At 72.3% G+C, this 9,560-nt stretch carries 9 protein-coding genes; 2 read left to right on the top strand and 7 right to left on the bottom strand.

Annotation, left to right across the window (positions count from 1 at the left end; translation table 11 throughout):
• Positions 1-225: 225 nt before the first annotated feature.
• The 4 genes from G3I65_RS08505 to G3I65_RS08520 form a co-directional block, all read right to left on the bottom strand.
• Positions 226-1,167 (bottom strand): acyl-ACP desaturase, encoded by a 942-nt coding sequence (locus tag G3I65_RS08505; RefSeq protein ID WP_160695604.1) that lies wholly within the window; start codon positions 1,165-1,167, stop codon positions 226-228.
• A gap of 480 nt (positions 1,168-1,647) precedes the next feature.
• Positions 1,648-2,532: an ABC transporter permease gene (locus tag G3I65_RS08510; RefSeq protein ID WP_160695605.1), complete on the bottom strand. Its 885-nt coding sequence runs from the start codon at positions 2,530-2,532 to the stop codon at positions 1,648-1,650.
• Complete coding sequence (locus tag G3I65_RS08515) at positions 2,519-3,310, bottom strand: ABC transporter ATP-binding protein (protein ID WP_160695606.1); 792 nt, start codon at positions 3,308-3,310, stop codon at positions 2,519-2,521. The genes G3I65_RS08510 and G3I65_RS08515 overlap by 14 nt, the downstream gene beginning before the upstream one ends.
• 22 nt (positions 3,311-3,332) lie before the next feature.
• Positions 3,333-4,391, bottom strand: a complete 1,059-nt coding sequence (locus G3I65_RS08520; protein WP_160695607.1) for an ABC transporter substrate-binding protein — start codon at positions 4,389-4,391, stop codon at positions 3,333-3,335.
• Between the two features lie 313 nt (positions 4,392-4,704).
• Between G3I65_RS08520 and G3I65_RS08525 the strand changes: the two genes are divergently transcribed.
• Positions 4,705-5,091, top strand: a complete 387-nt coding sequence (locus tag G3I65_RS08525; protein WP_160695608.1) for a hypothetical protein — start codon at positions 4,705-4,707, stop codon at positions 5,089-5,091.
• Between the two features lie 89 nt (positions 5,092-5,180).
• On the opposite strand, the gene G3I65_RS08530 is transcribed toward G3I65_RS08525, so the two are convergent.
• From G3I65_RS08530 to G3I65_RS08540, 3 genes are read right to left on the bottom strand one after another with little or no spacing between them, the layout of a single operon-like run.
• Positions 5,181-6,185, bottom strand: a complete 1,005-nt coding sequence (locus G3I65_RS08530; RefSeq protein WP_160695609.1) for an S-adenosylmethionine:tRNA ribosyltransferase-isomerase — start codon at positions 6,183-6,185, stop codon at positions 5,181-5,183.
• Positions 6,182-6,853, bottom strand: coding sequence for an SDR family oxidoreductase (locus tag G3I65_RS08535; RefSeq protein WP_166639825.1), 672 nt, complete (start codon positions 6,851-6,853; stop codon positions 6,182-6,184). Before G3I65_RS08535 ends, G3I65_RS08530 begins: the two co-directional genes overlap by 4 nt.
• 44 nt (positions 6,854-6,897) lie before the next feature.
• Entirely contained in the window at positions 6,898-8,265 is a 1,368-nt protein-coding gene (locus G3I65_RS08540; RefSeq protein WP_160695611.1) for a cytosine permease, read from the bottom strand.
• A gap of 145 nt (positions 8,266-8,410) precedes the next feature.
• Between G3I65_RS08540 and G3I65_RS08545 the strand changes: the two genes are divergently transcribed.
• Positions 8,411-9,560: histidine kinase (locus G3I65_RS08545; RefSeq protein ID WP_166639827.1), on the top strand; the 1,150-nt coding region annotated here is incomplete at its 3' end.

Consider the following 9,560-nt stretch of genomic DNA (forward strand, 5'->3'; position numbering starts at 1 on the left):
GGCGCCGAGGCGCTCCGGCGGTGCGGCGGCGTTCTCGTCCGGCACCCGGGCGGGGTCGCGGCGTAGCGGGCGCTGAGCCAGAGGGTTCGCGAAGGCCGCCTCGGATTTCTCCGGGGCGGCCTTCGCCACGTCCGGGTCCTGTCTCGCAGGGTCTGCCGCGGCTGGTCGTGAGTGTTCAGGGCGGTTCTAACCGCCCTGAACACTCACGACGACTTGCGCCGGGCTTCAGAGGGGCGGGAGCCCGCGGGCGGCGGCCCGGGCGGCCGCGGCGTCCCGGCGCTCCTCGAAGCGCGCGGCCTGCGTGTCCAGGGCCTTGATGAACGTGGCGAGCTCCTCGCGCGCGGTCTCGCCGACCTCCCCGAAGCCTTCCCGGTCGAACACCTTCCAGTACCGCAGCAGCGGCATGACGACGTCGTCGTGGTGGATGCGCAGGTCGTAGATGCCGGCCTTGGCGATCAGCGCGGCCTTGCGGGCGAAGCTCGGGATGACCGCGCCGGGCATCGCGAAGTCGAGGACCTCGTCGGTGATCGCGCGCATCATCGCGTCCGGCGAGATCTCGAACGCCGCCTTCACCAGGTTCCGGTAGAAGACCATGTGCAGGTTCTCGTCGGTGGAGACGCGGGCGAGCAGCTTCTCGGCCAGCGGGTCCTGCGTGTAGCGGCCGGTGTTGCGGTGCGAAAGGCGGGTCGCGAGCTCCTGGAACGAGACGTAGGCGCAGACGCGCAGCAGCGGCTTGTCCCCGGTCTCGTAGCCGGCCTGCATGGTCTCCATGCGCATCCGCTCGAGCTCGACGGGGTCGACCGCACGGGTGACGAGCAGGTAGTCCCGGATGCAGATGCCGTGCCGGCCCTCCTCGGCCGTCCACCGGTGCACCCAGGTGCCCCAGGCGCCGTCGCGGCCGAACGCGCGCTCGATCTCGCGGTGGTAGCTGGGCAGGTTGTCCTCGGTGAGCAGGTTGACCTCGAGCGCGGTCCGCGCGATGGGCGAGACCCGCGACTGCTCCGGGTCCCACGCGTCGCCGCCGAGGTCGGCGAAGTTCCGCCCCTCGCTCCACGGCACGTACTCGTGCGGCATCCATTCCTGGGCGGCGGCGAGGTGACGGTTGAGGTTCTCCTCGACCGTCCCCTCGAGCTCGTACATGAGTGCGGTGCTCTCGGGAACGGCCATGCGCGCGTCCTTCCGGGGATCGGGGGCGTGACCTACGGAACCGTAACTTACGGCGCCGTAGGTACCGTCAACGAACGCGGCCCCCGCATCGTTCCTGGTCTCCCGCGCTCGTTTTCGGCCGGTCGCCCGCGTGTCGGGCCGCCGACCAGAACGGAACGCGCTCGTGCAGCACCGAGCCGCTCAGGATCACCACCGGGAAGCCGGCCCACAACAGCAGTGCCGGCCCGACGGAAACCGGCACCCGCAGACGCCGACCGAGCCGCGAACGCCACCACCAGGACGAGTGTGCGGCCGTACTCGGCGCCGGCGCGCCACACCGATGGCCGGGCGCCGCAGCGGGCCGAGGCGGGCCCAGAGCCCGCCGAACGCCGTGTACCAGACCGAACTCGCCGCGAACGCCACCACCAGGACCGCGATCACAGACCTCAACTCCTTCGCCGGGGAGCCCCCTGCGAAGGAGACACCCGGACGAAGAAACTTTCAGAGCGAAGCGGTCAGTCCTCGGGCCCGCAGCACCGCGCGTTCCAGCGGCCGGAACACGATCAGCTCGATCCCCACCCCGACCAGCAGGATCAGGAAGATCGCCGCGATCACCGTCTCCATGCTGTTGAACGAAGACCCCTGGTTCAGGTACGCGCCCAGCCCGATGCCCAGCTGCGGCGACAGCGCGATCAGCTCCGCCGCCATCAGCGAGCGCCACGAGAACGCCCAGCCCTGCTTCAGCCCCGCGAGGAAGCCCGGCAGGGCCGCCGGCAGCAGGATGTGACGGGCCGAGGACAGGCGGTTCGCGCCCATCACCTGGCCGACCCGGGGCAGGATCGGGGGGATCTGGTCGATACCGGACACCAGGCCGTTCGCGATGGACGGGACCGAGCCCAGCAGGACGACGAAGTAGATCGCCGCGTCGTTGATGCCGAACCACAGGATCGCCGCCGGGACCCAGGCCACCGAGGGGAGGCTCTGCAGGCCCGTCAGCAGCGGGCCGATCGCCGCGCGGACGACGCGGACCTTCGCCACCACCAGGCCCAGCGGGGTGCCGATCAGCACGCCCGCGAGGAAGCCGAGCGCCGCGCGGTGGACCGACGTCCAGACGAAGCCGAAGACCTTGCCGTCGACGACGTTGCTCCAGAACTCGTCCCACACCGCCAGTGGCGCCGGCAGCTGGGACTCCGGCCAGAAGGCCGCGGCCCAGAGGATCTGCCAGACGACGACCAGCAGCACCAGCGCGCCCAGCGGGGGCAGGAATCCCCAGGCGAAGCGCTTCCAGAAGCTCGGACGGCGCTCCCCCACCGGGGCGTCGAGGGCGTCGAGGCCGGAGCCGACGGCTTCGAGGTCCTCGACCTCCGACCGGTCAAGCTGCGGCATGGGTGCTGATCACCTCGCGCAGGTGGCCCGTGATTTCCTCGGTCAGCTCCTCGGCGTCGGCCAGCGGGACGTCCGTCCACTCGCGCACGACCCGGCCGGGCCGCGACGACAGGAGCACGACCCGCTGCCCGAGCCGGACCGCTTCGCGCACGTCGTGCGTCACGAACAGCACCGACGTGTTCGTGCTGCGGTAGACGCGGAGCAGCTCGCCCTGGAGGCAGTCGCGGGTGATGGCGTCGAGCGCGGCGAACGGCTCGTCCATCAGCAGCAGCGACTGCTCCGGGTCGCCGCCGACGCGCAGGGTCGCGGCCAGTGCGCGAGCCAGTGCGACGCGCTGGCGCATGCCGCCGGACAGCTCGTGCGGCCGCTTGTTGGCCGCGTCGGTCAGCCGGACCAGTTCCAGCAGCTCGGCGGCCTTTTCGCGGCGCTCGGCCCGGCCGAACCCGGCCAGCCGCAGCGGCAGCTCCACGTTGCGGGTCGCGGTCAGCCACGGCATCAGCGCGGCTTCCTGGAACATGACCGCGGGCCGCGACGTGTTCAGCGTGATCTCCCCGGCCGACGGCGCGTCCAGGCCCGCGACGAGGTTCAGCAGCGTGCTCTTGCCGCACCCGGACGCGCCCAGCAGGCAGACGAACTCGCCGGGCGCGACCGTCAGGTCGACGCCGTCGAGCGCGACGACCGCGCGCCCGGCCGGGCCGAACGTCTTGCGCACGCCGTCGAGTCGCACGGCGGTCGTGCCGGTGAACCGGGCCCGGCCGCTGGGGAGGGTCGTGGTCATCGCTGGCTGCCTCTCCGGATGTTCACTTGGTCAGTTCGGAAGCTTCGACGGCGGGCAGGTTCTTGGCCTTCAGCACCTCGTTGAGCGGGCCGAAGTCGGCGAAGCCCTTGAGCGCCACCGCCGTCTTCACCACGCCTGCCGTCACCGAGTCCTGCGCGAGCTGCGGGAATTCGGCGGCGATGGGGTCGGTGGTCAGCTCGATGCCGGAGAACGCGCGGTCCAGGACCGCCGCGCTCAGGGTACTGCCGGCCAGTTCCTTGAGGGCGCCGTTGACCACCGTCTTCGCCTCGGCCGGGTTGGCCTTGGCCCAGTCGATCGCGGCCAGCTCGCCCTTGAGCAGCGCGCGGACGGTGTCCGGGTGCTGCTGCAGGAACTCGCTGCGCACGATCACGACGGTGGTCGGGAAGCGGCCGCCGGGCCACAGCGTCTTCTCGTCGACGAGCACCTTCGCGCCGGCGTCGAGGACCAGCCGGGACGCCCACGGCTCCGGCAGCCAGCCCCCGTCGACCTCGCCCTTCTTGAAGGCGTCGAGCGTCTTCGGGTTGTCGAGGTTGGTGATCTTGACCTGGTCGGTCAGCTTCTTGTCGGCCAGGAACTTCTTGAGCGCGACGTCCTGGGTGTTGGCCAGCTGCGGCGTGGCGATGTTCTTGCCCTTGAGCTGGTCCACGCTGGTGATGTCCGGCTTGACGACCAGCTGCGCGCCGCCCGAGACGGCGCCGGAGACCAGCTGGATGGCGCCCTTGGACTTGGTGAAGGCGTTGATCGCCGGGCCGGAGCCGAGGAAGGCCACGTCGAGGGAGCCGCCGAGCAGCGCGTTGACCTCTTCGGGGCCCGCGTTGAACGTCTGGGTGGTGAGCTTGGTCGAGCCGAGCTCGTTCTTGAAGAAGTCCTTCTTGGCGCCGATCAGCGCGGGCGCGTGGGTGACGTTCGGGAAGAACCCGACCCGGACCTCCCCGGCGGCGCCCTGGTTGGCGGCCGGCGCGGTGCCGCTGTCCGCGCGTGAACAGCCGGCGAGCACGCCCACGACGGTCAGGGCGGCCAGCGCCGAGGCCAGGAAGCGGGTTTTGCGGTGGGTGCGCACGTCGGTGTCGCCTTTCGGGATCGGTGTTCGGGGCGAGGTTCGCACGGTCACCCACTGGGGCGCATAGCCATCCGCATCCCGGGAAATCTCGTGAGATTCCTTGACATCGGCGGCACGTGCCCCTAGTGCGGACCGTTCGACCAGGTAGAACGTGGTGCCGCCAGAGCATGCGGGGTGAACCGGCCGGGCGCGAGCCTCCGCGTGGCCTTCCCGGCATCCGGGAAGAAGGCCGTTTCGGAGAAACCCGGCGCCGCGGGCAACCACCGGCATCACCCGGACGTGGTATTGGTGACGACCGATCCGGGAGGAAGAGATGACGAGCACCGCACACCGACGGGGCCACGGGGTCGCCGGCGTCCGAGTGGCGCTGGTCGTGCTGTTCATCGGGCTGGGCCAGGCGTCCTTCGAGTGGCTCCGGTCACTCGGCATGGACGCGGTGACGAGCCTGGTCGTCTGGGCGATCCCGGTCGCGACGGGCGCGGCCGTCGCGCTGGTGCTGTGGCTGGCTTCGGACCGCGCCTTCTCACTGCGCGTGTGGGGCCCGGTGGCGATCTGCATCCCGGTCTACATCGGCGGCGCGTTCGGCCTGGCCACGGCGACGGCGAGCCTGGTGGCGTCGATCGTGAGCGGGCTCGGGCTGGGCATCGCGGTGGTGGCGGTGGCAGGCCTCCTGCGCTCGCGACGGGTGCAGGCCCAGTAGCGCCCCAAGGCGGCCTTGGTTGCGTCAGACGCACCCAAGGCGGCCTTCGGTGCGTCAGACGCACCGAAGGCCACATTGGGGCGCTTGGGTCAGCGGCGCAGCAGGAGGGACACGTCCCCGAACTCATGCCACAGGTACCGCCGCTCCACCGCGGCGTCGTAAGCGCGCTGGACGCGTTCGCGGCCAGCCACCGCCTCCAGGAGCAGCAGGTGGGACGCCTCCGGGGCGTGCAACCCCGTCACGATGCCGTCCACCACGCGGGCCGGGTGGTCCGGGCCCAGCACCAGGTCCGTCCACCCCTCGGCCGCACGGACCTCGCCATCCGAGAACGCCGACTCCAGGGCGCGGGCCGCCGTCGTGCCGACCGCGATCACGCGGCCGCCGCGAGAGCGGACCCACGAGACCAGGGCCGCCGTCGTGGCCGGGACGCGGAAGCGTTCCGGCTGGGGTGGCTCGTCCGCCTCCGGCGACGACACCCCGGTGTGCAGCAGCAGCGGCGCGAACAGCACGCCGTCGGTCACCAGGCGCGTCACCAGCCCGGTCGTGAACGGGCGGGCCGCCGAGGGCATCTCCGCGCTGCCGGGTTCGCGCGCGAACACCGTCTGGTAGTCCGACAGCGGCCACGCGCGCGGCACGTACCCGTAGCGGATCGGGCGGCCCGCCGCGGCGAGGAAGCCGGGCACCGGGCCCTCCACCGCCACCGACGCCCGCCACAGCCGCTCGGTCACCGGGGAGCGCAACGTCAGGGACGCGCCGCCGGGCAGCTCCAGGACCTCGCCCGGACGGCCGTCGAGCAGCGGGCCGCCGGGCGCGCGCAGCTCCACGACCCAGCCGCCGTCGTCCAGGGGTGACGCGAAGTGGACGACCACCGGGTGGCCGGACCGAACCGCGTCCACGGCCGCCGGCAGCGTGCCCGACGTGTTCACCACCAGCAGGTCGCCGGGCCGCAGGTGCGCGCCCAGCGAGGAGAACACCGTGTGGTGGACACCTGACGGCGAAGCGACCAGCAGGCGGACCTCGTCGCGTGCCAGACCCCGGGCCTCGGGTGGTGCCGAAGCGGACAACTCCGCGGGCAGGTCGAAGCGGATGTTCATGCGGTCACCATGAGGTCCGCCGCGCGGTAGCGGCCGCTCGGCGGGCGCTCGTCGAGCAGCCGCAAGAACCCCGGCACCACCGACGACGGCAGCGGCCGGTCCGAGATGTCCTCGCCCGGGAACGCGCGCTGGTGCATCGCCGTGCGCAGGTCGCCCGGGTCGACCGCGTACACCGCGAGGTCCGGGTTCTCCGCGCCGAGCACGGCCGTGAGCTGGTCGAGCGCGGCCTTCGCCGAGCCGTACCCGCCCCAGCCCTCGTACGGCTCGACGGCCGCGTCCGAGCTGATGTCGATGATCGTTCCACGCGACGCCGCCAGGGCGGGCAGGAGCAGCTGCGTCAGCGCCAGCGGCGCGAAAACGTTGACGCGGTAGACGTTTTCCAGTTCCGCCAAGGGATAACGGGCAAGGGACGGCAGCGGGCTGACACCCAGCGAACTCGCGTTGTTGACGAGCAGGTCGAGCGACGGGCAGGCGTCGGCCAGCTGAGCGCGGTGCGCCGGGTCGGCGACGTCGCCGGGGACGGCCGTGAAGCCGATTTCCCTTGCGGCAGCGGACAACGCGGTCGCGTCGCGGCCGTCGCCGACGACCGTCCACTGGCGACTCACCAGGGCCGCCGCGAGGGCGCGGCCCAGACCGGCGGACGCGCCGGTCACGAGTGCGGTTGGCATGGTTCCTCCTCCGAGGGGTACCACACCATCGTGAAACCTCTACATTACTTGAGGTCAACCCGGCGCCGCAGCGGGAAGTACGCTGCCAGCGAAACGACGAACCCGACGTAGTAGGCGAGATCCGCGCCGTGCAGCGCCGCCGCGACCGGTCCGGTGTAGAGGGACGTGTTCATGAACGGCACCGCCGCGCCGAAACCGAGCACGAACGCCACCACCGCCGCCCACGGCCGCACGGACACCGACGCCAGGACGTCGACGCGCCGCCCGCCGCGGGTGCGCGCGAGCCAGTCCGGCACGACCACGCCGAGGAACGGGGGGATCCAGTAGCTGACGAACAGCAGCACGTTCTCGAACTTCGCGGACAGGTCGCCGCTGTGCATCCAGAGGATCAGCGCGAACGCCAGCACCGTCACGACCACCGCCGACACCGGGCGCCGCAGCCGGACGCCGACCGTCTGCAGGGCCAGCGATCCGCTGTAGTCGTTCATCGCGTTCGACGACACCGCCGCCAGCGCGATCACCGCCAGCGCCAGCGCGCCCAGGAACCCGCCGCCGAGCAGCTTCGCGACGCCCGACGCCGTCTGGTCGCCCAGCGACGACCCCAGCGCGAGCCCGAGGCCTTCGCCGATCGCGTACGACACGACGAGGCCGGACAGGGTGGCCCAGAAAACGCTGCGCGACGACGTCGACGCGGGCAGGTAGCGGCTGAAGTCCGACGCGTACGGCGCCCAGGAGATCGCCAGCGACAACGTGATCGTCGTGAACAGGACGACGCCGCCCGCGAGGTCCGCGCCCGAAGCCGTGTCCGCCGTCGCGATCGGGTGTCCGGAAAGGACTTTCACGGCGAGCGCGGCGAACGCGAGCACCAGCAGCACGCTCATCACCGCCTGGACGCGGTGGATCAGCGCGTAGCCGAACACGCCGAGCGCGCACTGCAGCACCAGCACGATCAGCACCGCCGCCCAGAACGGCAGCCCGGTCAGCTCGGCCAGCGCTTCGCCGCCGAACAGCCCGACCAGCGCGTCCCAGGCGATCGAGCCGAGCCACTGCACCAAGCCGGGCAGGACGACACCGCCACCGAACGGCAGCCGCGCCAGGGGCAGCTGGCCGGTACCGGTGCGCGGGCCCCAGGTGGACAGGTAGGCGACCGGCAGCGAGCCGAGCACGGTGCCGGCGAGCATCGCGGCCAGCCCGGTCCAGAACCCCAGGCCGAGCGACGCGGCGAGGGTGCCGGTGAACACCGCCGTCATCGTCAGGTTGGGCGCGAACCACACGCTGAACAGCCGCCACGGGCGGCCGAACCGGTTGCCCTCCGGGACCGGCGCGATACCGTGGGTTTCGATCGCCAGGTCGCCGCCGCCGGCGGGCATCCGCCCGCCGAAGACCTCGGCGTCCAGACCACGTCCGCTCATTTCCTGCCCTTTCGTTCGCCCCGGGTTCACCCTAAGGCGCCGCCGCCCGGTGTAACGCGAGAGCCCGAACGGGCGAATGACGGTTTGCGTGTCCGGGAGCACACCGGGAGGGGTGGGCGTGGCGCAGCACCCGCGGACGCTCGTGATGACCGGCCTGCTCGTCGCCGGCCTGGCCCTCGGGGTCACCGCGCTGACGCTGAAGGCGGCCGACGGCGGTCATCCCGCGCTCGACACCGCGCTCAGCACCGCGACCGGTTTCCTCTTCCTGCTCGCGGGCGCGGTCGCGCACGTCCGGCGCCCGGCCAACCCGATCGGCGTGCTCATCGCGTTCGCCGGCGTCGCGCTGTTCCTCGAAGACCTCCAGTTCGCGGGGAACCCGGTGCTGTACACGATCGCCGTGCCGCTGCGCGCCGCATCCAGCCCGGTGATCGCGCACCTCGTGCTCGCGTTCCCGCACGGCAGGCTGCGCTCGCGCTGGGAACGGCTGCTGGTGGCCGCGGCGTACCTGGTGGTGCTCGGCTCGGGCGTGGTCGGGCTCCTGGCCGACGACGACCCGCGCGACCTGCTGGCGATCCGGCCCGGCCCGGACGGCGGCGCGTTCGCCGACCGCGCGCTCGAGCTCGCCGCCACGGCGATCAGCGCCGGCGTGGTCGTCGTGCTGCTCTACCGCTGGCTGACCGGGCGGCTGCCGCAGCGGCGGCTGCTCTCGCCGGTGATCACCATCGCCCTGCTGGGCGCGCTCACGTCGGGGGCGGGCACGGCGCTCGGCGACGGGCACCCGCTGTCCCACCCACTCCTGCAGGCGTACCGGATCCTGTTCTGCCTGTGGCCGCTGGCGTTCCTGGCCGGCGTGCTGCGTGCCCGCGTCGGCAACGCCGAGATGATCCGGCTGCTGCTGGAGCGCGACGGCACCGGGCTGGCCGCGCTGGTGCAGGACGACGAGGTCTGGAAGGACAGCCGGTCGATCGACGCGCTCAACGCCGCGGCCGGGCTGGTGCTCGACAACCAGCGGCTCACGGCGGAGCTGGAGCACCGATTGGCCGAGGTGCGCGCGTCGCGGGCGCGGCTGGTCGAGGCCGGGGACGAGGAGCGCCGCCGCCTCGAACGCGACCTGCACGACGGCGCCCAGCAGCGGCTGGTGAGCGTCGTGCTGCTGCTGCGGCTGACCGGCCGCCGCTACGGCGGCAGCCTGCCGCCGGAGGTGCGCGCCCTGCTCAGCGGCTCGGTCGACGAGCTGCAGACGGCGATCACCGAGCTGCGGGAGCTGGCCCGCGGCATCCGGCCGGCGATCCTCA

This window comes from Amycolatopsis sp. SID8362, from assembly GCF_010550475.1.
GTDB lineage: Bacteria > Actinomycetota > Actinomycetes > Mycobacteriales > Pseudonocardiaceae > Amycolatopsis > Amycolatopsis eburnea.

Coding starts and splice junctions, on each gene's coding strand:
- G3I65_RS08515 (WP_160695606.1), bottom strand. CDS start 3,310: ATGACCACGACCCTCCCCAGCGGCCGGGCCCGGTTCACCGGCACGACC.
- G3I65_RS08505 (WP_160695604.1), bottom strand. CDS start 1,167: ATGGCCGTTCCCGAGAGCACCGCACTCATGTACGAGCTCGAGGGGACG.
- G3I65_RS08540 (WP_160695611.1), bottom strand. CDS start 8,265: ATGAGCGGACGTGGTCTGGACGCCGAGGTCTTCGGCGGGCGGATGCCC.
- G3I65_RS08535 (WP_166639825.1), bottom strand. CDS start 6,853: ATGCCAACCGCACTCGTGACCGGCGCGTCCGCCGGTCTGGGCCGCGCC.
- G3I65_RS08510 (WP_160695605.1), bottom strand. CDS start 2,532: ATGCCGCAGCTTGACCGGTCGGAGGTCGAGGACCTCGAAGCCGTCGGC.
- G3I65_RS08530 (WP_160695609.1), bottom strand. CDS start 6,185: ATGAACATCCGCTTCGACCTGCCCGCGGAGTTGTCCGCTTCGGCACCA.
- G3I65_RS08525 (WP_160695608.1), top strand. CDS start 4,705: ATGACGAGCACCGCACACCGACGGGGCCACGGGGTCGCCGGCGTCCGA.